Below are 24,226 nucleotides of genomic sequence, written 5' to 3' on the forward strand. Positions count from 1 at the left end.
AGGACTGCCATGTCACTCAAGAACCAGATTACGTTCTGGATCGCACTGCTTGTCATTCTGGGCGTGCTGTTGTGGGTCTTCCGCGGCATTCTGCTGCCGTTCGTGCTCGGCATCACGTTGGCGTATTTGCTCAACCCCTTCGTCGACTGGCTTCAGAGCCGCAAGGTGCATCGCGGGTTTGCCACGCTGATCGTGATGGTGCTGGCGGTGCTAGCGCTGCTTGCGGTTTTCCTGTTGATCGTTCCGCTCCTGCTCCAGCAAGCCTTCGGGCTGGCGCGCAACATTCCGACTTACGTGCAGCAACTGCAGGTGTTCATCGAGAACATGATTCCGAGGCTCGAGCAGTGGCTCGGTCCCGAGCGGATGCAGGAACTCGAACGGGGCATCGAACAGATGTTTGCCGATGGCATCGGCATGCTCACCGGCTTTACGGGGCAGGTGATGCAGCAATCGATGAGCATCATCAATACGATCGGCGTCATGATCGTTACCCCGGTGGTGGCCTTCTACCTGCTTTTGGACTGGGACCGGATGGTGGCAAGCGTGGACAGCCTGTTCCCGCCTGCGCACCGTGCTGAAATGCACGCACTGTTCAAGGACATGGACATTGCCCTCGCCGGCTTCGTGCGCGGCCAGGGTGCCGTGGTGGGGATACTGGCAGTCTTTTATGCGGTGTCGCTGTCGCTGGCCGGGCTGAGCTTCGGTCTTGCCATCGGGCTGATGGCTGGCCTTTTCAGCTTCATCCCCTATGTCGGCGCGCTTATCGGGTTCGTTCTTTCGATGGGCATTGCACTCGTGCAATTCTGGCCCGACTGGCCCATGATGGCTGTGATCCTGGCGATTTTTCTCGTCGGCCAGTTTCTCGAGGGCAATATCCTTTATCCAAAGCTCGTCGGGTCGAGCATTGGTGTTCACCCCGTCTGGCTGATGTTCTCGCTTTTTGCCTTCGCCGTTCTGTTCGGGGCGCTGGGGGTCTTGATTGCCGTTCCGCTTGCGGCCATCTGTGGCGTTCTGGTTCGCTGGGCGGTTCGCAAGTACAAACAGAGCCCAATCTACGATTCTTCGACGACAGCAATGATTGCTCCGCAAAAGGCTAGCGCCGATGCAAGCCCAAAAGAAATCTCCTAGCGCCTTGTCGCCGCTGACAAAGGAACAGCTTATCCTCGATCTTGGGCATGACGTTGCCCAGACCGAGGATGATTTCATGGTGTGCGCGGGGAACGAGCTGGCTTTCGCCCATGTCATGGCTTTCCCGGGCTGGGCGGCGCCCATGACGCTGCTCGTTGGTGCTGCCAAGTCGGGGAAATCCCATCTGGCGCGGATATGGGCCAAGCGAGCCGGGGCCGTTATTGCCAGCGCCGACGATGTCGAAGCGCTGGCCACTTCGGGTGGTCAGCAGCCGGTTCTGGTGGAAGATACGGATCGGAACGGGTATGAGGAGGCAGGGCTTTTTCACCTGCTCAACCAATCGATGCGGGACGAGCGGCCGATTTTGATGACGGCAAGAACGCAGGTTGGTGAATGGCCGTACAGGACAAACGACGTCAAATCGCGGGCCAGGCTGGCCGCGCACTTTTCGCTCACGGCCCCCGATGACATCTTGTTGTCGCAGATGTTCGTGAAATTGTTCGCCGACAGGCAGTTGTCGGTCGATCCGAAAGTAATCTCCTACCTGGTGGGCCGCATGGAGCGCTCATCGGAAGAGGTTGTCGCTTTGGTGGAACTGCTCGACAGGATGTCGCTATCACGCGGCCGGGCTATCACGCGGGCCATTGCGGCCGAGGCGCTTGCAATTCGCTCGGAACGCTAGCCGAACTGGAAAGGTGAGGAATGGACGATATGGCTTATGAGCAGCACTCAACGGACGAGGCTGCGCCCGATATCGAGGCACTGCGCACGAGCCCCGCACGGTTCGTAAACCGCGAAGTGAGCTGGCTGCAGTTCAACATGCGGGTGCTCGAAGAAGCCGCCAATCCCAATCATCCCTTGCTGGAAAGATTACGATTCGTTTCCATCTCGGCCAACAACCTCGATGAGTTCTTCATGGTGCGCGTCGCGGGCCTGAAGGGGCAATTGCGCGCGGGCCTGCCGCGCGAGAGCGCTGACGGCATGACACCGAGCGAGCAGATCGAGGAGATCACGACGCTCGCCCAGCATCTCCACCTCGAGCAGCAGGATCAGTGGCAGTCGATACGCGAGGAACTGTTCGAGCAGAACATCGTCCTGCTTGAAGCGGCCGATCTAACATCCGAGCAGGTGGAGTTTCTGCAGAAAATCTTCCGGGAAGAAATCTTTCCGGTGCTGACCCCGATCGCCATCGATCCGGCCCATCCTTTCCCCTTCATCCCCAATCTGGGGTTCTCTCTGGCCTTCCAGCTTGATCGGGCGACGGACAATTCACGGCTGACCGCGCTGGTGCGCATTCCTGCCAATCTCGATCGCTTCATCAAGCTGCCCACCAAGGCGATCTCGGACCGGCGGGTCGAAATGGTTACCGTCGAGACGATGGTCCAGCTGTTCTTCCACAAGATTTTTCCCGGCTACAACATTGTCGGGCACGGATCTTTCCGCATTGTCCGCGACAGCGAGATCGAAATCGATGACGAGGCGGCCGATCTGGTCGTCGAATTTGAATCGGCCCTGCGCCAGCGGCGTCGGGGACAGGTGATCCGGTTGGAAATCGAGCGGTCGATGCCGCGCTCGCTCAAGCGGCTGATTGCCGAAGAGCTGGGGATATCGGCTGAGGATACGTTTGAGGTCGAGGGTTTCATGGCGCTCGCCGATGCGGGCAAGATCTGCGACCTGGATCGGCCGGAGCTGAAATTTCCGCGTTACCACGCTCGCTTTCCTGAGCGTATCCGCGACCATCATGGCGATTGTTTCGCGGCGATCCAGGAAAAGGACATCGTCGTCCACCACCCTTACGAGAGTTTTGACGTCGTCGCGCAGTTTGTCGCCCAGGCGGCGCGCGATCCGGACGTGGTGGCGATCAAGCAGACGCTTTACCGCACGTCCAAGGACTCCCCCATCGTCAAGGCCCTGATTGCGGCCGCCGAGATGGGCAAATCGGTGACCGCGCTGGTTGAACTCAAGGCCCGGTTCGACGAGGAAGCCAATATTCGCTGGGCGCGCGATCTCGAACGGGCCGGCGTACAGGTGGTTTTCGGGTTCATCGAGCTCAAGACCCATGCCAAGCTCAGCCAGGTCGTGCGGCGCGAGAAGGGAAAGCTTGTCTCGTATTGTCACGTCGGGACGGGCAACTATCACCCGGTAACTGCCAAGATCTATACCGATCTTTCCTATTTCACCGCCGATCCGATCATCACGCGTGACGTGGCGCGGGTTTTCAATTTCATCACCGGTTATGCGCGGCCCAGCGAACTCGAAGCCATTGCGATTTCGCCGTTCTCGCTGCGCGCGACATTGATGGAGCACATTGCTACCGAGATCGACCTGGCCAGACGGGGAGAGCCTGCTGCCATCTGGTTCAAATGTAACGCACTGGTTGATCCCGAGCTGATCGATGCGCTTTACCAAGCCAGCCAGGCTGGCGTCAGTGTCGAGCTGATTGTGCGCGGCATATGCTGTCTGCGCCCTGGAATTCCAGGGTTCTCCGAGAACATCCGCGTCAAGTCGATCGTCGGGCGCTTCCTTGAACATTCCCGCATCTACTGTTTCGGCAATGGGGGCGAGATGCCGTCACGCGAGGCGGCGGTCTATATTTCGTCGGCCGATCTTATGCCGCGCAATCTGGACTGGCGCGTTGAAACGCTGGTACCGATAAAGAATCGGACCGTTCACAGGCAGATCCTCGACCGCATCATGGTGGCCAATCTTCGCGACAACCAGCAAAGCTGGGAAGTCTTGCCGGACGGAACGGCGCAGCGAATAACGCCGGGTGAGGGAGAAGAATCGTTTAATGCCCATGACTACTTCATGACCAATCCGTCTCTGTCAGGGCGCGGCAGCGCATTGCACGGGGACAGCGACGACGAGGACAGTGATCTTTGATTCGATTCTGGAGCCTTGAGTCCGATCCCGCTGGCCAAGGGCGCCTTGCCGGCGCCAAGCCTGTCGCGGTGCTCGATATCGGCTCGAATTCGGTGCGTCTCGTCGTTTATGAGCGCCTCACGCGCGCTCTGACCGTTCTCTACAACGAGAAGTCTGCGAGCACGCTTGGACGCGGGGTCGCGGCAACGGGACGGCTGGCCGAGACCTCGATGGCCAGCGCTCTCAAGGCGATCCGTCGGTTTGCGCTTGTCTGCCGTTTGACCGAAGTCGGCGATATCTACGCCATCGCGACATCGGCGACCCGGGAGGCGGAAAACGGACCCGAATTCGCGCGAGCCGTTGAAGACATCATTGGCGTGCCGGTCCGGGTGCTCAGTGGAGCCGAAGAAGCCCACTATGCGGCCCTCGGGTTGGTCTCAGGCATGCCCGAGTTCATGGGTGTAGTGGGCGATCTGGGCGGCGGGAGCCTCGAGTTGGCCATGGTGGATGGCGGCCACGATACGGGTGGGGAGACCCACGAGCTGGGTGTCATCCGGCTGCAGGACGATACCCAGATGACCCCCAGCAAGGCGTCGGGCATCATCAAGGATCGTCTCCAGGCTTCAAAACTGCTCGATCGCGGAAAGCACAAGTCTTTCGCAGCCATCGGCGGCACTTGGCGTGCGCTGGCCAAGTTGCATCAGGCCCGGTGCAACTATCCGCTGCATATGGTGCAGGACTATGTGGTGCGCACAGCTGACATCCTGCCGCTTTGCGATGCCCTTATCGAGGGCAATGGCGACAAGAAACTGGTCAAGGGCATCGAGACGGTGTCGGGATCTCGAAAAGACCTTCTGCCTTATGGCGCTGCGGTCTTGGCCGAAGTGTTGCGGGCCGGAGAGTTCGATGAAGTGGTCTTTTCGGCCCAGGGCGTTCGAGAAGGTTATCTTTATGACAGGCTTGCGGATGCGGATAAGGGAATCGATCCCCTGCTGCAGGCCGCTGAAGAGATTTCGATGTTGCGTTCCCGGGCGCCGGAGTTTTCAGGCGACCTTATTGATGGCAGCGGCGAGTTGTTCAATCTGATCGGCGTCCAGGAAACCACCGATGAGGAAAGGCTGCGCAAGGCGGCCTGCTACATCTCCGACATCGGATGGCGGGCGCATCCTGACTATCGGGGTGAACAAAGTATCCAGATGGTGGCGTTTTCCGACATTGTCGGGATCAGCCATGCCGGTCGTGCCTTTCTCGCCCAAACGTTGGCGTTCCGGTACATGGGGTTCAAGCAAAAGAGCGCCAACGCCAAATTGCTGGAGCTCGCTGGCAAGAATCTTGGGCCGAGGGCGCGGCTGATCGCTGCCTATTTCCGGGTCGCCTATCCCCTCGCGGCAGCCATGCCGGGCATTTTGCCGCGGACGCGGTTCACGGTGGATGGCAAGACGCTGGAATTGCGCTTGCCGACAGATCTGGCGTTTCTTGACGGGGACAGGATGCATGGGCGTCAGCGCCAGCTCGCCATAGAAGCAGGCTTCAAGGATGGCACGATAAGGGTCGACTGACCCTTATTCGTCGACGAGGTCCACAGGCACTTCGACCACACCCTTGCGTGTGGCGGCCAGCGCCAAACGGCCGTGCTTGATCGCAAGGGCCTTTTCACCGAACAGCTTGCGGCGCCAGCCCTTGAGGGCAGGGACGTCGGCGTTGTCATCGAGCACGATGGCGTCGATGTCGTCGGAGCTGGCGATTATGCGGGTTGCTACACCATTGGTATCTGCAACGGCTTTCAGCCAGACCCTGAGCAGGTCGCCGACCGCACCTTTCGGCGAGGGCCCGCGCGGGCGCTCGGCAATCTTGGGAAGGCTCGATTTGTCTGCCGCTTCCACCGACTTGATGACGGCAATCAATTCTGCCGCAGCTGAGGACCGGCCGTAGCCACGCGGAACGGCCCGGAGCTTTTCGAAGGCGTCAGGGGAGGTGGGCCGCTGGATAGCCAATTCGGCGATGGCGTCATCCTTGAGGATGCGGCCGCGCGGTTGATCGTTTTCCTGTGCACGGCGTTCGCGCCAGGCGGCAATAGCCTGCAGAGCGGCGAGATCGCGGGGTTTATTGACGCGAGCCTTCACCCGCTTCCATGCAACTTCGGGTTGAATGATGTAGGTGTCGATACTTTCGAGTACGGCCATTTCGTCGGCTACCCATGCGCCGCGACGGGTTTTGTCTATCTCGGTGCGCAATTGGGCGTAGATGTCGCGCAGATGGGTGACGTCCGCCAGGGCATAGGTGAGTTGCTTTTCGGTCAGCGGACGATGCGACCAATCGGTAAAGCGTGAACTCTTGTCGATCTGCTCGCCGACCACCGAGCGCACCAGATTGTCGTAGGACACCGAATCGCCATGACCGCACACGCTGGCGGCAACCTGCGTGTCGAAGATGGGGTGGGGCACGACCCCGAACAGCTTTACGAAGATTTCGATGTCCTGCCGTGCGGCGTGGAACACTTTTGTCACGTGCCGATCTGCAAGAAGTTCAGCGAACGGCGCCAGATCGATGTCATCGGCGAGGGGGTCGATGATGACCGCCCGGTCGGTGGTGGCAGCCTGAATGAGGCAGAGCTTTGGCCAATAAGTCGTTTCGCGCAAGAATTCAGTATCGACGGTCACGAAATCATAGGTCGCAGCGTCCTTGCAGAACGCTTCCAGCGCCCGCGTCGAAGTGATGACCTGCATTGAGTCGGTATCCAGTTCAAAAATAATGGGATGTCTGTTATCAGCATTGTCGTCCCGCCGCAAAGTGCCAAGGCGCATCATGCTTGACATTGGACACTTCACATGCGCTTTTCCGGCACAAATTCCCACTCCGTACTCGAAAGATCTGTTGTGATGCATCGCTATCGTTCGCACACCTGTGCCCAGCTCAACAAGGCAGATGTCGGCTCGACCGTCCGCCTGTCAGGATGGGTGCATCGCATTCGAGATCATGGCGGATTGCTGTTTCTTGACCTGCGTGACCATTACGGGCTGACCCAGTGCGTAATCGATCCGGATTCGCCTGCATTCAAGCTGGTCGAAAGTGTCCGCGCCGAGTGGGTCATCCGGGTGGATGGCGAGGTTAAGGCGCGCACGCCCGAAACCATCAACAAGAACCTGCCCACGGGCGAGGTCGAGGTGTTCATTCGCGACATCGAAGTGCTGGGCAAGTCTGCCGAGCTGCCTCTGCCGGTGTTCGGTGAGCCCGACTATCCCGAAGACACGCGTCTGCGCTATCGCTTCATCGACCTGCGCCGCGAAACGCTGCATGCCAACATCGTCAAGCGCACCAAGATCATTTCGGCGATGCGCCGGCGTATGTCCGATATCGGGTTCGCCGAGTATTCAACCCCCATCCTTACGGCGTCGTCGCCCGAAGGCGCGCGCGACTTCCTGGTGCCCAGCCGCATTCATCCGGGCAAGTTCTTTGCCCTTCCGCAGGCGCCGCAGCAATACAAGCAATTGCTGATGGTGGCCGGGTTCGATCGCTATTTCCAGATCGCCCCGTGCTTCCGCGACGAAGATCCACGTGCCGATCGTCTGCCGGGCGAATTCTATCAGCTTGACGTTGAAATGAGCTTTGTGACCCAGGAAGAAGTCTGGGATACCATGGAGCCGGTGATCCGGGGTGTGTTCGAGGAATTTGCCGAAGGCAAGAAGGTCACGCAGGAGTTCCCGCGTATTCCCTATGATGTGGCGATCCGCAAATATGGCTCCGACAAGCCCGATCTGCGTAACCCGATCGAGATGGAAGACGTTACCGAACATTTCCGCGACTCGGGGTTCAAGGTCTTCGCCAACCAGATCGCCGGTGATCCCAAGGTTGAAGTCTGGGCCATCCCGGCACCGACCGGCGGGTCGCGTGCGTTCTGTGACCGCATGAATGCCTGGGCACAGGGCGAAGGCCAGCCGGGCCTGGGCTACATCTTCTTCAAGGATGGCGCAGGTTCGGGGCCGATTGCCAAGAACATCGGTGAGGAGCGCACCGACGCCATTCGCAGCCAACTCGGACTGAAGGACGGCGATGCCGTGTTTTTCGTCTGTGGTGTGCCCTCCAAGTTCCACAGCTTTGCCGGTGCGGCCCGCACCAAGGTCGGTACCGATCTCGAACTTCTCGACCTCGACAGCTACGCGCTGTGCTGGATAGTCGATTTTCCGTTCTATGAATGGGATGAAGAAGAAAAGAAGCTGGAATTCGCCCACAATCCATTCTCCATGCCGCAGGGGGGGCGCGAGGCTCTCGATGGCGAAGACCCGCTGTCGATCAAGGCGTACCAGTACGACGCCGTCTGCAACGGCTTTGAAATCGCATCGGGCTCGATCCGTAACCAGGAACCCGAAACCATGGTTGCCGCCTTCGAGAAAGTGGGACTATCGCGTCAGGACGTCGAAGACCGGTTTGGCGGACTCTATCGCGCGTTCCAGTACGGCGCGCCTCCACATGGTGGCATGGCGGCGGGTGTCGACCGGATCGTGATGCTTTTGTGCGGCGTCCAGAACCTGCGCGAGATCACGCTGTTTCCGATGAACCAGCAGGCCGAGGATCTGCTGATGGGCGCGCCCAGTGATGCGTCACCCCGGCAGTTGCGCGAACTTCATTTGCGGCTGAATTTACCGGCGGACAAGAAGAACGCCTGACGAACGCGGCGTAAATACGCCAGGCTTAATGCGCAGTTAAAGTGTTGCCCGGTAGGATCGAATTTGAGGGTTCGATACTTCCGGGCATTTTTTTGCGGTCGCGTTTTTCACAAATTGTACTGCTCGTCGTTGCGCTGCTGGCATTTCTGCCGGTGGTGGCGGTCGATCATGTGATCGACGGTTATGTGATGGCGCGGGAAACAACCGCGCTGCAGACCACAGTCGATGCCATCACCCATGACTCCCAGCTTACCGTTCACGAGGGAATTCAATCGCTCAGACGCATTCTGGCAAACAGCCCCTCATTGTGTGCCGCGACCTTCGTGCAGAACGTCAACAGCGAACTCGAAGCCAATCCGTTCTTGCGTCAGGTCGTCGTTGAGAACCGTGACGGGGTGCAATACTGCTCGGCATTCGACCGCGCGGTGCAGTATCGCGTACTTTCGGAAAGCCTTACAATTCCTGGGCACACCGAAACGCTGAGCGTCATCAAGATCGACGGCAACGAGACGCCATTGCTCAAGATAACCCAAGCATTCGGGCGCGAACGGACCGTTTCAGCGTTCGTCCTGGCCTCTCCCATGCTCATGCGCAACGACGTGCCGCTGCTGGGCCAGATCAGCTATTTGCAGGTGGCGCTGACAAGCGGCACGTCGATACTGCTGCGTGGTGATGCGCGGATCGGCCAGGGATCGAGCCGGTCTGAATATCTGTTCGCACGGTCTTTTGCCGGAGAAATACCACTCAAGGCAGAGGCCGGCGTTTTATTTTCCGAAGTTCGATCGGATTATTCATCGCTCGACATCGGTTTTACCGTGGCGGCGTGCTTTCTGGGCGCGCTCATTCTGGTGCTCGCGATCCAATACGCCCGCAAGGCTGACATTGTCGCATTCGATCTCGAGCGCGCTATCATCGCGGGGGAAATGAAGCCCTATTATCAGCCGGTCATCAACCTCAAGACCGGGAAGCTGACGGGGTGCGAGGTTCTCATTCGATGGGTGAAAAAAAACGGTGAGGTTATTCCGCCCGGCGCTTTTATCGACTACGCGGAAATGTCCGGCCTGGCCATTCCCATGACCCTGAGCCTGATGGAACAGGTCCGTTACGACCTTGAAGACATCTGCCGTGAGGTGCCGGATTTCAAGGTGTCGATCAATTTATTCGAGGGTCATTTCCGCGATGGTTCGATCGTGGAAGACGTCCAGTCTGTCTTTGAGGGCAGTGGCATTTCCTATCGTCAGCTCGTTTTCGAAATTACAGAGCGCAGGCCGCTTGACGATCGCAACGCCGCCAACAGGGTCATGACCGCGCTACACAAGCTCGGCGCGCGGATCGCCATGGATGACGCTGGCACCGGGCACTCCAATCTTGCCTATTTGCAGACGCTTGGCATCGACATCATCAAGATCGACAAAATTTTCGTTGAAATGATCAAGGACGCTACCCAGCCCGTGCCGGTGGTCGATGGGCTCATCTCGATGGCTCGTGAGCTCGACATCGAGATCATCGCCGAAGGGGTGGAAACCCAGGAGCAGGCGCTTTATCTGCGGTCCAAGAGCGTCGTTTTTGCGCAGGGCTACCTTTTCGCCCCTCCCATGAAATTGTCGTCGTTTCTTGTCCTGGCGAATGCTCTGCGGCCAGCCGGTCGGGAAAGCAATCTGGAGCCGGGTCTGGCCGCCTGAATCGGGGTTCTGCCGGTCGGGCCGCACGGCCAATTTCCTGCGTGCGGAAAAGTTAGCTCAGCAAGCCTTCCATTTTGTCGCGATTGGTGGCAGGTATCTCGCCGCTAATCCGAGGAGACGGCATGACGGAAGAACCGCGCGATCCGCAGAAGGCACTCAAAGAAGCCGCGCTGCATTTCCACCGATATCCAAAGCCGGGCAAGATCGAAATTGCCCCGACCAAGCCTTTGGCCAATCAACGCGATCTTGCGCTTGCCTATTCGCCCGGTGTGGCGGCGCCTTGTGAGGAAATCGCCGCGGATCCCGAAACGGCGGCGCTTTATACGTCGCGCGGCAATCTCGTGGCCGTTATTTCGAATGGGACCGCGGTGCTCGGGCTGGGCAATATCGGTGCGCTGGCATCCAAACCCGTGATGGAAGGCAAGGCGGTTCTGTTCAAGAAGTTTGCCGGTATCGATTCCATCGACATCGAGATTGACGAGCAGGATCCAAAAAAGTTCATCGAAACCGTTGCGCCGATGTGGCCCTCTTTCGGCGGCATCAATCTCGAAGACATCAAGGCTCCGGATTGTTTTGAAATCGAGGAAGCGCTGCGTGAGCGCATGCCGATCCCGGTTTTCCATGATGATCAGCATGGTACGGCCATTATTGTTGCGGCTGCTGTTCTCAATGGGCTCAGGATCGCCGGCAAGGACATTTCCAAGGTCAAGATTTGCACGTCCGGCGCGGGTGCCGCGGCTATCGCTTGCCTGAACATGCTGATGGCCGTTGGGGCCAAGCGGGAAAACATCTGGGTTGCCGACCGTGAGGGGCTGGTGACGACGCGGCGCGACAATTCGGTCGATCGCTGGCGTGGTGCCTTCGCCCAGGATAGCGACAAGACCTCGCTGGCCGAAGTGATGCAGGGGGCCGATATTTTCCTTGGACTTTCCGCTGCCGGTGCGCTCAAGCGGGAAATGCTCAAGGACATGGCGGAAAACCCGCTGATCCTTGCGCTGTCCAACCCGGTGCCGGAGATCATGCCCGAAATCGCTCAGGAAGAGCGTCCGGACGCCATGATCTGCACGGGGCGGTCCGATTATGCCAACCAGGTCAACAACGTCCTGTGCTTTCCGTTCATCTTCCGCGGGGCACTCGACGTCGGCGCGACCACGATCAACGAAGAAATGAAGGCCGCTGCCGCGCACGCCATCGCCAAGCTGGCGCATGAGCCGGTGCTCGAGTCGGTTCCGGGCGCGCCTTCCACGTTCGGCCGCGACTACCTCATTCCCAACCCGTTCGACCAGCGCCTCATCTTGCGTATTGCACCGGCTGTGGCCAAGGCTGCCATGGACACGGGTGTTGCGCGGCGCCCCGTTGCTGATTTCGACGCCTACAAGGACAGCCTCAATCGCTTCGTCTTCCGTTCGGGCATGGTGATGAAGCCGATGATCGAACGGGCGAAGGGTGCCGGCCAGCGGATCGCCTTTGCCGATGGCGAAGACGAGCGCGTATTGCGCGCCACGCAAGTGGTTCTCGAGGAAGAAATGGCACAGCCAATCCTTATCGGGCGGCCATTCGTTATCGAACAGCGCATCGAACGCTTCGGGCTGCAACTGACTCCAGGCAAGGATTTCGAGATCATCAATCCCGAAGACGATCCACGCTACAAGGAATATGTCGCTGAATTCCATTCGCTTGTCGGTCGTTCGGGCGTGACGCCCGACACGGCACGGACGATCGTGCGCACCAACACCACGATCATCGGGGCGCTTGCCGTCAAGCGCGGCGATGCCGATGGGCTGATATGCGGTCTTCAGGGGCGTTACATCAAGCACGTGCGCGATATCAAATCCGTCATCGGGCTGTCGGACGGCGTTTCGGACGTTTCGGCTCTTTCGATGCTCATTATGCCGCGCGGAGCGTTTTTCCTTGCCGATACCTATGTGAACATGGACCCCAGCGCTGACGAGATCGTATCGATCACGCTTCAGGCCCGCGACCACCTCAAGCGCTTCAATATTGAAGCCAAGGCAGCGCTGTTGAGCTATTCGAACTTTGGCTCGCGCGAGGGGGCGTCGTCAGACAAGATGAAAGCCGCCTATGACAAGCTCAAGCGCGTCGCGCCGGATCTCATCGTCGAAGGTGAAATGCAGGGCGATCTGGCGCTGAACCAGGGGCTGCGCGAGCGCTATATCCCCGACTCGGTCCTTAAGGGAGAGGCCAATCTGCTGGTGTTCCCGAACCTGGAAAGTGCGAATCTTTCCATGACCTTGCTCAAAGAACTCAACAACGCGCTTCCGGTCGGGCCGATCCTGATGGGAACGCGGAGCCCGGCGCATATTCTGGCGCCGTCGGTGACCAGCCGCGGGATCGTGAATATGACAGCGATCACCGCAAACGAAAGTCTGGCTCTTAAGGGCTGAAGAAAGGGGGCTGCAGGCCCCCCTTTTTTATTGGAACGCTGTTTCTGCAAAGGACCGCAGCTTGCGTGAATGCAGCCTTTCGACGGGCTGATTGCGCAGGATTTCCATTGCCTTGAGCCCGATGAGAAGGTGCCGGTTGACCTGAGTGCGATAGAAGTCCGAAGCCATGCCGGGCAGCTTGAGTTCGCCGTGCAGAGGCTTGTCTGAAACGCAGAGCAGGGTGCCGTAAGGCACGCGGAAGCGGAAACCATTGGCGGCAATGGTGGCGCTCTCCATGTCCAGTGCAATGGCGCGTGATTGTGACAGGCGGCGCGTGATCTCGCTCTGGTCGCGCAGCTCCCAGTTCCGGTTGTCGATGGTAAAGACCGTGCCGGTGCGCATGATGGCCTTGGTCTCCAGGCCTTCGAGGTGGGTCACCTCGGCTACGGCTTCCTGCAACGCAACCTGGATTTCGGCCAGGGCCGGTATGGGAACGGTCACTGGCAGATCGTCGTCGAGGACGTGATCCTCTCTGACATAGCCATGGGCGAGCACGTAATCGCCAAGGGACTGAGAGTTGCGCAGCCCGGCGCAGTGACCCAGCATCAGCCAGGCATGGGGGCGCAAAACGGCAATGTGGTCGGTGGCTGTCTTGGCGTTGGACGGGCCGACGCCGATGTTGATCATCGTGATGCCCCGGCCGTTGGGGGCGGTAAGGTGGTAGGCTGGCATCTGCGGCTGGCGGGTCGGAATGGTGCCATTCGTGCCTCCACCAAGCCGGGAGTTGGTGGTTATCACGTTGCCCGGCTCGACAAAGCTCTCATAGAATTCATGACCTTCGCTCATCCATTGATGGGCGAGACGGGTGAACTCCTCGATGTAGAACTGGTAGTTCGTAAAGATCACGAAGTTCTGGAAGTGATCGGGCACTGTGCCGGTATAGTGATTGAGCCGGTGCAGCGAATAATCGACGCGGGGCCCGGTGAAGGCGGCAAGCGGGTAGGGGCCGCCCGAAGGTGGAATGAAGGTGCCATTGGCGATCTCGTCGTCCATATGCGCCAGATCGGGCACGTCGAACAGATCGCGTAGCGGTACGCCGATATCGAGGAGGGTATCGCCTTCAACACGTTCCTTGGGATCGACGGCGAAATGGAGCGGAATGGGGGTTTCGGATTCTCCGACCTCGATCTCACCGCCATGGTTTTTGAGGATCAGCGACAGGTTTTCGATCAGGTATTTGTGAAAGAGCGCGGGCTGGGTCAGTGTCGTCTGATAGAGGCCCGGGCTGTGCAGAAAGCCATAGGCGAGACGCGAGTTGGCCTGTTGCTGGAAACTCGTTGAGAGGACTTGCACCTTGGGGTAATGGGCGCGGACCTTGCCAGGCGGCACCTGTCCCTTGGTGAGATTGAGCAGATGGTCGCGGATGAAGCTCGTGTTGCGGTCGTAGATTTCGCAGACATATTCCCAAGCCTTCACCGGGTCGGAGAAAGATTTGAGCGGTATGGCGGGTGGAGTGACGAGTTTCATGCGCAAGTCCTGTTCTTGTTTTTGGTTTTAACCCCAAGGCATGCCAGTTTCGGCTCCGCCGTGCAATGGGCCCTCATCCAAGCAGCATTTTATCACAGTTCGGTGATTGGGCCTTTTGTCGCCGCAATGGCACCCGATATTGGGTGTGTCTGCTGGACTGGCAAACGAGCCCATGCACTAGCGGACAAAAGCTTCCGCTGTAGTCCCCCAAGCCCTCAACAGCGCGGCGGAAGCGGTTATGGAGACCGCAGTCGTCCGCCCGGCGCTGCGGTCTCTTCTTATCTGGTGGGGTAGGTCGCCCGCATGTATTCGACCGACCGGCGAATGATCTCTTCGAGAACGCCAAGATCGATATCGGCCAACTTCTTTACGTAAAGACACGAAACGCCGGTTGAGTGCTTGCCCAGCTTCTCCATGAGAGAATCGTACTGGGCAAACCCCGGCATCACGTAGATCGTGAGATTGGCCTTCCGCGGCGAAAAGCCGGTGATGGGCCATTCGGCGGGCTTCTTGGTCGTGTTTACGTAGGTGTAGGTTCCGAAGCCGACAATGGAGGCCCCCCACATGACGGGCTCGGAACCGGTTATCCCGCGCATTATATCAACGACGGTCCAGCAGTCTTGCCGCTTCTGGTCGGGCTCAACCGCGTCGATGAATTGCGAGACCTTCTGGTCGGTTGGGCGAGTCTTGAGCTCTGACATGGAGCCTTTCTCCTATTTGAAGCTCACCAGCGTCTCGGGATTGGCTTCACCATCATACTGCGCATCGACGTCGTAGCGGATAAGCACGAACTGACCGTCATCGAAGGTCCATGTTCCCGCTGAAAAGGCATCGCCAAGGCCGCGCCAGAGGGCGTGGCTGGTGATTGTCTTTGTCTCGGGGTCGAATTCGGAATTAGTGAGCAACAACTGGCTGCCATAGCCGGTCATCGGCATTTCGAGAACCGCGCCTTCGAAATCGTCATTCTCATAGACAACATCGAACTGAGGCGTCGCAAAACCGACGGGGACCAGTCCCTCGTACTCGGTTTCAAGATAGTACATGTGATTGACGTTGTAGGCTCCCGAACCGCAGAAGAACCTGTAGAGCGTTGCGGTTTGCGGAGTGTCCGAATACTCGGTTTCCCAGCTCAGATTCCAACTCTCGTTCGGGTAATATTCCGCGGCGGCAGAGTCTTCGAGCCCATAGCACAATTGGGGAAAGCTCTGGGCAAAGCGTGCGAATGCGTCGCTTTCGGACAGTGGGCTTTCTTGTGCGGAGGCAATGGCAGGAACAGTGCCGGCAAGCAGTGCTGTCATTAAAAATAGAGTGGTTCGCATTGGTCGGCCCTTCAATGATCGTGAAACCAGAGTGCCGGAAAACGCTGTTTCCTCAAAGCAGGAAGTTGCCGTTGCGACACGATCCAAAGTTGTGCTAACCATCGAGTCGTTCGACAGGGGTGCTCCGTATCGCCGGGGCTGAGAGGACGGCGCAAAGCCATCTAACCCTAAAGCTGATCTGGATAATACCAGCGGAGCGAGGCGAAGATGAAGTGCGGCGCACAACTCTCCCTTTATGTCATGGCGGATGATTTCGTCCGCGTAATCCTGTCCTCCCTCGATGCAATGGCACCCTATCGGGATCGCTTGCGCATCGAGAGCGACGATATCTCGACGCTCATCGTCGGGCCGCCCGAGTTGATTTTTCCAACCATGCGCGAATTGTTCGTTGCCGCAGCGCGGAGCGGGCATCACGTGGCGATGCATGCCACCATCTCGCGCGGGTGTCCGGGAGAGCCGGACATGGACATCTGCGAACCCGGACAGCCGTCGGCCTTCGATGAAGACCTTGAAAGACGCAAGGCTCTGGCGGCGCAGGCTGTGAACGACGCGCCCTCGACCGGCCAGCGGGTTGCCGTGCAATTTTCGCTCTATCCGCTCGGCCCGGCCGATTACATGGACGAAATCTACGGCTGCATCGATTTCCTGAAAGCCTCGCCGGTGTTCGACAGGGCGAAGAACTATTGCACAAGGCTGGCTGGCGACGCCGGGCCGGTCTTTGAGGCTCTTTCGCAAGCCTGGCTCAGCTTTGGCGACCCGAATGCCCATGTCGCGATCGATCTGACCGCTTCGGCCAACAGCCCGTCCAAGGACGCCGCTGCGTGATCTTTCCGCGGGGCGCGGTCCCGCGGCGCTTTTTCCAACATCGTTATCAAAGGAGGACAGGACATGTCCGATTTCGCTTCGCAATCGTGGCGCTGGACGCTGCGCGAAACCCTTGTCGTTGCCGTTTTCGGCGCCGCGTTTGCCGTGCTTTATCTGGCCTGGGTTCAGGTCTGGCTGGTCAGTCAGGCGGTGTTCGGGCCAGTGACCATGGACGTCTTCATGGGGTTCTGGTTTTCCGCATCCATCGTTGCCGCCGCCGTCATACGCAAGCCCGGTGTTGCCCTGATGGCCGAGGTGCTGGCGGCAGGGATTGAAATCCTGCTCGGCAGTCCCGCGGGGCTGGGGTTGCTGATCGCCGCGGTGGTGCAGGGGTTGGGAGCCGAGCTGGTTTTTGCGGCGCTGGGCTGGAAGCATTATCGGCTGCCGGTTCTGATCGCTGCGGGGATGGGCGCTTCGGTCACGAGCTTTGTCTATAACTGGTTCCTGTTCGATTACGGCGCGCTCGAGCCCTGGCTGGTTGGTGCAATGTTTGTCGTCCGGCTTATCAGCGGGGCGGTACTGGCGGGTGTTCTTGGGCATCTGATCGTCGAGGCTCTCTATCGTACCGGTGTGCTCAGAGGGCTGCGCATCGATATCGAGCGCCGCGGCGCCGGACTTGTGGCGCAGGCAGCCCAATGAGCCTGGCGCAATGGGAGGGGGTATCGATCCGGTATCCCTTCGCCACCAGCGATGCTGTTGGTCCGGTCGATATCGCCATCGGGCATGGTGAAAGAGTTCTTGTGCTCGGGCCATCGGGGTCAGGCAAGTCCTCACTCATGCTTGCCCTGACGGGGCTGATCCCGAATGCCGTTCCGGCGAGCGTTGTGGGGCGGATCAAACTGAATGGTGTTGACGTTGCCAGCCGCAGCGCGGCGCAATGGGCCGATACCGTGGCGCAATATTTCCAGAATGCCGATGAAACATTGTGTGGCATGCGGGTGGGCGAGGAAATTGCGTTCGCGTTGGAAAACCGGGGGGTGGAGCCGGCAACAATTGCGGCGCGAATAGCTGACGTTCTCGGAAGACTCGGCTTGCCACAGGTATGGCAACACAGGCGCAGTTCGGCACTGTCAGGTGGCGAACGCCAGCTTGTCGCGCTAGCTTCGGTGCTGGCGCAGGAGACGCCGATACTGATCGCCGACGAGCCAACCTCGCATTTGAGCCCGGCGGCCACGGCCAAGGTCCATGGCCTGTTGTCGGACAGGAGCGCGTTTGAGGCCGTTGTGGTCATAGACCATAGGCTGGACGGGTTGATCGACACTATCGATCGCGTTGTCGTGCTTGGCGAAAACGGAGCGGTGCTGGCTGATATGCCGCCGGGACCGCTGTTTCGGGAGCGTGGAGCGGATCTCTTGGGCGCAGGTATCTGGCGGCCCGCTTTTTCGGCGCTCGACGATATGCTTGGTGCGGTCGGACTTGCCTCCGAGCGGGCTCCGCTGTCCTTTTCGGATGTGCTGGCGCCATTCGAGCCGGGCGTCGGCAATGGTGCGGCAATTGCAGCGGCCAGCGTCGTTGCACGCCGGTACATTGACCAACACGTCAGTTCTCCGTCGCCGGCCGGCAAGGTCATTGCATCTCTGAGACAGGCCGACTGCGCGCCGCCGATGGCCCCTGTCGTTTTGAAGGGCGTCGACATCGATATTTGCGAGGGGGAAATCCTTGGGCTGGTTGGGCCCAACGGGGCGGGCAAGACGACACTGGCGGCAAGCCTGGCAGGGGTGCTGAGGCTGCGTGCGGGGCATCGGGAGGGGCCGATGGCGGGTATCGCATTCCAGAATCCGGAGGCCCAGCTGGTGGCGGCGAGCGTGCGGGAGGAAATCGCTGGGGCGATGGAGGGTGGCGGGGATAGCCGGGCGGTGCTGGAGCGGTGGGGGCTCACGGCGCTTGCGGACCGGCATCCGTTCGAACTCTCATTCGGGCAGAAGCGCCGGCTGGCGCTGGCAAGCCTCGATGCAAGCGGGCGATGGCCGTTCATGGCTTTCGATGAGCCATTTTCCGGGCTGGACGCCGCGGGGGCGGCAATGGTCGCTGACCATCTTCTTGAGTTGAAGAAAAGGGGGAAGGGCGTAGTGCTCGTCACGCATGACATGGATATGGCGGTACGGCTCTGCGACCGGATTGCCGTGGTTGTCGAAGGCGGGATACTGGCCGAAGGCAGACCTCGGGACATCCTGGGCAATGCTGCCACGACCGAAAAGGCGGGATTGGCGCGGCCGAGTTTTGCGCCGGTGATCGATTGGCTGGATCGCGTCGAGATGGCGTCGCGCATTCGGGCTGCGGGGTGAGGGGGGATGGCTGTGCTGTATGAAAGATTTGCGGACGCGCCGCTGGGACGGCTCAATCCGCTGACGGTCTTTTTCGTCTGTGTGGCGTTTTTCGTCGGGATCGCTACGTCGTTCGATCCGTTTTTCCAGATGTCGGTGATTGGCGTTGTCGCCCTGGTGCTTGTGGGCATTCAGCGGGTGCCGCCGCTGCTGCTTCTGGCATTGATGGTGCCGTTCATTCTGTTCGGCATGGGATTTGTGACCACCAATCTGCTGTTCCGCCAGGACAGTGATTTTGCCATGCATATCGCGGGCGGGGATAATGGCGGTGGGGCGCTTTCGGAGGGGCTGACGTTGAGCCTGCGGGCATTGGCGATCGGGACGATTTCGATCCTGTTTGCCCTCAGTGTCGATCCGGGCGCTTTCGTGCGGGCGCTCATCGCCTATCTCAGATTTCCGGCGCGGCTGGGCTATGCGCTTTTTGTGGCCATGCAGCTGGTGCCCGATTTGCTGGCCGAGGCGGCGCAGATGCGCATGGCTCGAGCGATGCGGGCTGGCCGTCCCATGCGGCGTATTCCGGGTCCGCGGGAGATGGCGGCGCTGGCGGTGCCGCTCTTGGCTTTTGCCGTGCGCCGGGCCGGGCGGTCGGCGATTGCCATGGAAGCGCGGGGGTTCGGAGCGACGCCAACACGCACTATGGTGGGCGTGCCGGGGTTTTCGTGGGCCGACCCGGCGTTCCTGATCGCCGGGTCGACTGTGCTTGTGATGTTGCGGCTGGTTTAGCCCTCGACCTCGGGAGTTGCGGGAGCGGCATCGGTTGTGGGAGCCGATGGCGCGCTGCGCGGACCACCGGGACGCTGTGGGGTCAGCTTTTCGAGCTGGGCTTCATCGAGGCTTTCGACAAAGGCTTCGAAAGTGGGCTGGAGCGTTTCGAGGGCTTCGGCGCGGGCGGTGGTCATGGCGACCATGCCGGCAAAGCGGGCGACCAGATCGGGCGCTTCGGCCTCTTCCTCGGCGACAGGGGCGATTTCATCTCGCGCGGCCTGGACGTCTTCGAAGGCATCGAGAGCCGCGACGCGCAGGTCTTCGAGCAGTCCCTGCTGGTCTTCGGTCAACTCAAGCAGATGGGTGAGCCGGACTGCGGCAATATCGATCGCTTCGGCACCGCGGTTGGAGAAGAACATTTCGACGAGGCCGCCACCCTGGCCGAAGGCCGCGCCGCGACGGAAATGACCCATCTGGTTGTCGCCGCCGGGGCGGAAGCTGCGCGCTCCCTCACCCTGGATCTGGTGGACAGCAACGCCGTCGCGGGCGCCGCCGAAAGGCTGAGCGAGGGCCGGAGCGAGCGTTGCGGCTCCGATCGAGGCGGCGGCGATGGTTACGATCGCCGTCCGTGTCAGGTTCTTCATTTGTCGTCTCCTTTGCATGGGCGGCGCAGCTTTCTTGCGCCGGTGGAAAAGAGACTAGGGGATGCAAGCTCACGACAGCCTGTCCGCCAGATGAAATGTTGGACAGGATGGTAAGGCAAAGAAAAGGGCCGGGGATAACCCGGCCCTTTTCCATCCTGTTTGCAGCGCTTGCGATCAGTTGGCCCATTCGCCCTTGCGGAAGACCGGCACGCGTTCGCCGTCCTGGGTGATGCCGTCGATATCCATCTGGTCGGACCCGATCATCCAGTCGATGTGGATGAGGCTCGAATTGCCGCCCTTTTCGGTGACTTCGTCTTCGGAAAGCTTGTCGCCTCCAACGAAGCATTCGGTGTAGCACTGGCCCATGGCAATGTGGCAGGCGGCATTTTCGTCAAACAGCGTGTTGTAGAACAAAACGCCGGACTGGCTGATGGGAGAGGAGTGCGGCACGAGTGCCACTTCACCCAGACGGCGGCCGCCTTCGTCGGTGTCGAGAACCTTGTTCCAGACGTTTTCTCCCTTGGAGGCCCGTACTTCGACGGCGACGCCGTCCTTGAAGACCATTTCGATGTCTTCGATCACCGAGCCATTGTGGGCCAGCGGCTTTGTGGCGCGCACGGTGCCGTTCACGCGGCGGGCGTGGGGGGTGGTGAAGACCTCTTCGGTCGGGATGTTTGGGTTGCAGGTGATGCCGTTCTTGGCGAGGGAGGCGCCACCGGCCCATTCGTGATCGTCGGCAAGTCCGACGACGAGATCGGTGCCCGGTGCCTGGAAGTGAAGATCGCGGAACTTCATCTTGTTGAGCCAGTCGCGGCGGGCGTGGATCTCAGCGTTATGCTGCTTCCAGGCTTCGACGGGATCGGCCTGGTCGACGCGGGAGGCGGCGAAAATGGCATCGGCCAGTTTGGCGACGGCTTCGTCTTCGCCGAGATCGGGGAAGACCAGTTTGGCCCATTTGGGGTTGGGGTAGGAAACGATGTTCCAGTTGATCTCAAAGCCCGTGATCTTCTTGATGGCGGGCTTGTAAGCCTTGGAATTGGCGCGGTTGGCGCGGGAGACCTTTTCGGGGTCCTGTTCGGCCAGCATCATGGGGTTGTCGCCGGAAATGGCGAGGCGCGCCGTGTTGGAGCCGAAAGCATTGGCCATGCCTTCATAGAGCCAGCCGGCAGCGTGATCGAAGGCTTCGTCATTGGCGTATTTGTAGCGGGCGAGGGTGGCCTCCTCGTCCGAATAGAGGGTGGTCACCAGCCCGGCGCCGGCCTTGTAGGCGTGCTCGGTGATCTTGCGCACGAGCGGGAGGGCCGAAAGGGGGGCGGTGATGAGCAGATCCTGACCGGCTTCGAGCCCGAGGCCGGTGTGAACGGCGACCTGGGCGAGCTTGTCGAGCTTTTCCTCGTTGACGGGAGCGTTGGAACGCGAGTCGGGCATGATGGGTCTTCTTTGTTTTGGAAATGACTCAGGTTGAGCGGGAAATCTATCGGTTTGACAGCGGCGGCGAAAGGGTGTTCTGGGCTGGCCATGGACAAGCGCATTGCAATCATTGGGGGCGGGCCCGCCGGGTTGATGGCGGCCGAAGTGGTCTCGGCGGCGGGATATAACCTGACCGTTTACGAGCGGATGCCCACGGCCGGACGGAAACTGCTGATGGCGGGCAAGTCCGGGCTGAACCTAACCCATGCCGAGCCGATGGGGGATTTCTTTTCCCGGTTCGGGGCGGCGCGGGAGCGGCTGGAGCCCTTGCTTTCAGCGTTCGATAATGAGGCTGTGCGGGCCTGGGCGGCGGGGCTGGGCAGCGAGACGTTTGTGGGGTCTTCGGGGCGGGTGTTTCCCAAGGCGATGAAGGCTTCGCCGCTGCTGCGGGCGTGGCTTGAGCGGCTGGCGGGGCAGGGCGTTGCCATTCGCACGCGGCATCGCTGGGCGGGGTTCGAGGACGACGCGCTGGTGTTTGAGACGCCAGAGGGCGAGGTGCGCGAGACGTTCGATGCGGTGGTTCTGGCCCTGGGCGGGGCGAGCTGGCCCAAACTGGGGTCTGATGCGGCGTGGGTGGCCTGGCTTGAAGCGCGGGGTGTTTCTGTAAACCCGTTCCGCCCGGCCAATTGCGGGTTCGATGTAAACTGGAGCGCGCATTTCATCGAGCGGTTCGCGGGAGTGCCGGTCAAGGCCGTGGCGGTGGGGGCGACCCGGGGGGAGTTTGTCATCTCCCGGCATGGTGTCGAAGGCTCGCTGGTTTATGGGCAATCGGCGGCGCTGCGCGATGGGCTGGAGGCGGGGCCGACGGCGTTGGTGCTCGATCTGGCGCCCGACCGGTCGGCCGAGCGGCTCGAGCGCGATCTGGCGCGGCAGCCGGCCAAGGCGAGCCTTTCGAACCGGTTGCGCAAGGGAGCGGGGCTCGACGGGGTCAAGGCCGGGTTGGTGAGAGAGCTGACCAGCGAGGCGGTGCGCGGGGACAATGGTGCGCTGGCCGGGGCGATCAAGGCCCTGGCCGTGCCGCTGGTGCGGCCAAGGCCGATTGCCGAAGCGATTTCGGTGGCGGGCGGGATCGACTGGAGCGCGATCGATGCGCGGCTGATGCTGAAGAGGGTGCCGGGTGTGTTCGTGGCCGGGGAGATGCTCGACTGGGAAGCACCAACCGGCGGGTATCTGCTCTCGGCGTGCCTTGCCACGGGCCGGGCGGCGGGGCAGGGCGTGCTGGATCATCTCGGGGCATAGGACGCGCAAAAGCGCCCGACGGCCATAAGCCCCGGTTTATATTAGCGCGCCCGAATGGGGCGGAGAACGGCGAAGCAAGCTTCATCCGTAGTTTGGTAGTCAAGCGAAGCCAGCTTCGCCGTTCACATCCGGGGTTTTTGGCTTAGTCGCCCTTCAGAAGGCTAGGGTCAATCCCTTCCGGGTTTCCCCGGTACGACGGCGTTAGCAAAATCGCGCCAGCCTCGAAACCGAGATCAGGCGGCCGGTTCACGCCGTCCGGCGCTTGTGACGTTTGGGCCTCCGCTGGGGCGACCCCCATCGGACCCGGATCGACCTCACCGGAAGCTCGTATGCATCCTCGCCCTTGGTGCGGCCGTGAGGGGAGAATGGCACGGGTGCGCAGATGCGGGGACAAGATTTTGTGCGGCGCGGGGCAGGGTATGTCACAATCGTGATTGGCCGGGACTTGTGCCGCGCCCGATGCGCGAAAACAATCCCGTTCATCCAATTACAGGAGGGACACAGATGCAATTGGGTGCATTTTCCGTCAGCCTGGCGGTCAAGGACATCGCCGCATCTCGCGCGTTTTACGAAAAGCTCGGGTTTGAGGTCTTTCACGGCGATGCCGAGCAGGGCTGGCTCATCATGAAATCGCCGACGGCGGTCATCGGGCTGTTTCAGGGCATGTTCGAGAAAAACATCCTGACGTTCAATCCCGGCTGGGACAGCAATGCGCAACCGGTTGGCGAATTTACCGACATACGGGACATCCAGAAGAAGCTGAAGGCCGCTGGCCTCGCTCTCGAGCAGGAGGTGGACGAGGCCGGCAGCGGACCGGGAAGTTGCACATTGCTCGATCCGGACGGCAACCCGGTCCTGATTGACCAGCACGTGTGAGTGTTGTTGCGGCGAACGGTTGAACTGGCCGGCGGGCCGACTAAATGTCGTGTTTCAGTAATGCGTGATGGAGGCAGTCATGGCCCGCAAACCCCAACCGATCAATGGCGAGAACGCCGAAGAGGCTGAAGCGCGGCTGCGTGATCTGAAGCGCCGGTTCAGCCGCGTCTCCGGCCGCTACGGACGCCGCAGCGGCCCTGTCGCAGGTGCCGGCGGTTCGGGCGGGGGATTTTCGCTCAGCGGAGCGGAATGGGCGATTGTTGCGGGGTTGGTTGTGTTTCTGGTGGTGGTTGGCGCGATGGCTTTGGGGTAGGTGCGTGATGGTGCGTGGCGGGGTCGTTTTAGGCGGCCGGGCTCAAACGCCTGAGGTGCGACGCGGAAGCGGTGCGAATCCCCGGGGCAAGCCCGAAGATGACGGTGGGGGAAGTGAGAGCCGAGGCTGTGTGTCCCTCGGATTAAACCCGGCGAAGCGGTAATTTAGGTCGTGTTGACAAAGTGGATTCCCAAATCAGGTGAAGTCTGATTCAACACTCCTCTT

20 protein-coding genes and 1 riboswitch are annotated in these 24,226 nt (G+C 60.4%); of the genes, 14 read left to right on the forward strand and 6 right to left on the reverse strand.

Annotated features, from left to right (window positions below):
• The first annotated feature begins 9 nt into the window (after positions 1-9).
• From OF122_RS09800 to OF122_RS09815, 4 genes are read left to right on the forward strand one after another with little or no spacing between them, the layout of a single operon-like run.
• Complete coding sequence (locus tag OF122_RS09800; RefSeq protein WP_264227577.1) at positions 10-1,128, forward strand: AI-2E family transporter; 1,119 nt, start codon at positions 10-12, stop codon at positions 1,126-1,128.
• Between the two features lie 4 nt (positions 1,129-1,132).
• Positions 1,133-1,810, forward strand: a complete 678-nt coding sequence (locus OF122_RS09805; RefSeq protein WP_264227578.1) for an HdaA/DnaA family protein — start codon at positions 1,133-1,135, stop codon at positions 1,808-1,810.
• Positions 1,811-1,830: 20 nt separating this feature from the next.
• Complete coding sequence (locus tag OF122_RS09810; protein WP_264227579.1) at positions 1,831-4,011, forward strand: RNA degradosome polyphosphate kinase; 2,181 nt, start codon at positions 1,831-1,833, stop codon at positions 4,009-4,011.
• Positions 4,008-5,549: a Ppx/GppA family phosphatase gene (locus OF122_RS09815; protein ID WP_264227580.1), complete on the forward strand. Its 1,542-nt coding sequence runs from the start codon at positions 4,008-4,010 to the stop codon at positions 5,547-5,549. The genes OF122_RS09810 and OF122_RS09815 overlap by 4 nt, the downstream gene beginning before the upstream one ends.
• A 3-nt stretch (positions 5,550-5,552) precedes the next feature.
• Here the strand turns inward: OF122_RS09815 and rnd are convergent, their stop codons facing one another.
• Positions 5,553-6,716, reverse strand: coding sequence for a ribonuclease D (gene rnd, locus OF122_RS09820; protein WP_264227581.1), 1,164 nt, complete (start codon positions 6,714-6,716; stop codon positions 5,553-5,555).
• Between the two features lie 153 nt (positions 6,717-6,869).
• Between rnd and aspS the strand changes: the two genes are divergently transcribed.
• From aspS to OF122_RS09835, 3 genes are all read left to right on the forward strand, one after another.
• On the forward strand, positions 6,870-8,654 hold the full coding sequence (gene aspS, locus OF122_RS09825; protein WP_264227582.1) for an aspartate--tRNA ligase: 1,785 nt from the start codon (positions 6,870-6,872) through the stop codon (positions 8,652-8,654).
• 92 nt (positions 8,655-8,746) lie between these two features.
• The gene (locus tag OF122_RS09830; protein ID WP_264227583.1) at positions 8,747-10,336 is read left to right on the forward strand and encodes an EAL domain-containing protein; all 1,590 of its coding nucleotides are present in this window, start codon (positions 8,747-8,749) and stop codon (positions 10,334-10,336) included.
• 122 nt (positions 10,337-10,458) lie between these two features.
• Positions 10,459-12,741 carry an NADP-dependent malic enzyme gene (locus OF122_RS09835; RefSeq protein ID WP_264227584.1) on the forward strand — a complete coding sequence of 761 codons (2,283 nt, stop codon included), beginning with the start codon at positions 10,459-10,461 and terminating at the stop codon, positions 12,739-12,741.
• Between the two features lie 27 nt (positions 12,742-12,768).
• On the opposite strand, the gene OF122_RS09840 is transcribed toward OF122_RS09835, so the two are convergent.
• The 3 genes from OF122_RS09840 to OF122_RS09850 form a co-directional block, all read right to left on the reverse strand.
• On the reverse strand, positions 12,769-14,247 hold the full coding sequence (locus OF122_RS09840) for an AMP nucleosidase (RefSeq protein ID WP_264227585.1): 1,479 nt from the start codon (positions 14,245-14,247) through the stop codon (positions 12,769-12,771).
• Between the two features lie 278 nt (positions 14,248-14,525).
• The gene (locus OF122_RS09845; RefSeq protein ID WP_264227586.1) at positions 14,526-14,948 is read right to left on the reverse strand and encodes a DUF1801 domain-containing protein; all 423 of its coding nucleotides are present in this window, start codon (positions 14,946-14,948) and stop codon (positions 14,526-14,528) included.
• Positions 14,949-14,960: 12 nt separating this feature from the next.
• A complete protein-coding gene (locus tag OF122_RS09850) occupies positions 14,961-15,566 on the reverse strand; it encodes a DUF1176 domain-containing protein (protein WP_264227587.1) in 606 nt (201 codons plus the stop codon).
• 105 nt (positions 15,567-15,671) lie between these two features.
• Positions 15,672-15,783, forward strand: a riboswitch (TPP riboswitch).
• Here OF122_RS09850 and OF122_RS09855 point away from each other — a divergent pair.
• The 4 genes from OF122_RS09855 (at position 15,774) to OF122_RS09870 (ending at position 19,477) form a co-directional block, all read left to right on the forward strand.
• Positions 15,774-16,391: a Ykof family thiamine-binding protein gene (locus tag OF122_RS09855; RefSeq protein ID WP_264227588.1), complete on the forward strand. Its 618-nt coding sequence runs from the start codon at positions 15,774-15,776 to the stop codon at positions 16,389-16,391. Its footprint overlaps the riboswitch before it by 10 nt.
• A 63-nt stretch (positions 16,392-16,454) precedes the next feature.
• A complete protein-coding gene (locus OF122_RS09860) occupies positions 16,455-17,069 on the forward strand; it encodes an ECF transporter S component (protein WP_264227589.1) in 615 nt (204 codons plus the stop codon).
• Positions 17,066-18,715 carry an ABC transporter ATP-binding protein gene (locus OF122_RS09865; protein ID WP_264227590.1) on the forward strand — a complete coding sequence of 550 codons (1,650 nt, stop codon included), beginning with the start codon at positions 17,066-17,068 and terminating at the stop codon, positions 18,713-18,715. Before OF122_RS09860 ends, OF122_RS09865 begins: the two co-directional genes overlap by 4 nt.
• 6 nt (positions 18,716-18,721) lie before the next feature.
• Positions 18,722-19,477 (forward strand): energy-coupling factor transporter transmembrane component T family protein, encoded by a 756-nt coding sequence (locus OF122_RS09870; protein ID WP_264224093.1) that lies wholly within the window; start codon positions 18,722-18,724, stop codon positions 19,475-19,477.
• On the opposite strand, the gene OF122_RS09875 is transcribed toward OF122_RS09870, so the two are convergent.
• Both OF122_RS09875 and OF122_RS09880 read right to left on the reverse strand, forming a co-directional pair.
• Positions 19,474-20,103, reverse strand: a complete 630-nt coding sequence (locus OF122_RS09875; RefSeq protein ID WP_264224094.1) for a Spy/CpxP family protein refolding chaperone — start codon at positions 20,101-20,103, stop codon at positions 19,474-19,476. The two genes, OF122_RS09870 and OF122_RS09875, sit on opposite strands and share 4 nt — an antisense overlap.
• A 174-nt stretch (positions 20,104-20,277) precedes the next feature.
• Positions 20,278-21,531, reverse strand: a complete 1,254-nt coding sequence (locus OF122_RS09880) for an aminopeptidase (protein ID WP_264224095.1) — start codon at positions 21,529-21,531, stop codon at positions 20,278-20,280.
• A gap of 90 nt (positions 21,532-21,621) precedes the next feature.
• Here OF122_RS09880 and OF122_RS09885 point away from each other — a divergent pair, with 90 nt between their 5' ends.
• The 3 genes from OF122_RS09885 (at position 21,622) to OF122_RS09895 (ending at position 24,001) form a co-directional block, all read left to right on the forward strand.
• On the forward strand, positions 21,622-22,812 hold the full coding sequence (locus tag OF122_RS09885; protein WP_264224096.1) for a TIGR03862 family flavoprotein: 1,191 nt from the start codon (positions 21,622-21,624) through the stop codon (positions 22,810-22,812).
• A gap of 504 nt (positions 22,813-23,316) precedes the next feature.
• On the forward strand, positions 23,317-23,688 hold the full coding sequence (locus tag OF122_RS09890; RefSeq protein WP_264224097.1) for a VOC family protein: 372 nt from the start codon (positions 23,317-23,319) through the stop codon (positions 23,686-23,688).
• 79 nt (positions 23,689-23,767) lie between these two features.
• Positions 23,768-24,001, forward strand: a complete 234-nt coding sequence (locus OF122_RS09895; protein ID WP_264224098.1) for a hypothetical protein — start codon at positions 23,768-23,770, stop codon at positions 23,999-24,001.
• Positions 24,002-24,226 lie beyond the last annotated feature (225 nt).

The organism is Pelagibacterium flavum (assembly GCF_025854335.1).
Classification (GTDB): domain Bacteria; phylum Pseudomonadota; class Alphaproteobacteria; order Rhizobiales; family Devosiaceae; genus Pelagibacterium; species Pelagibacterium flavum.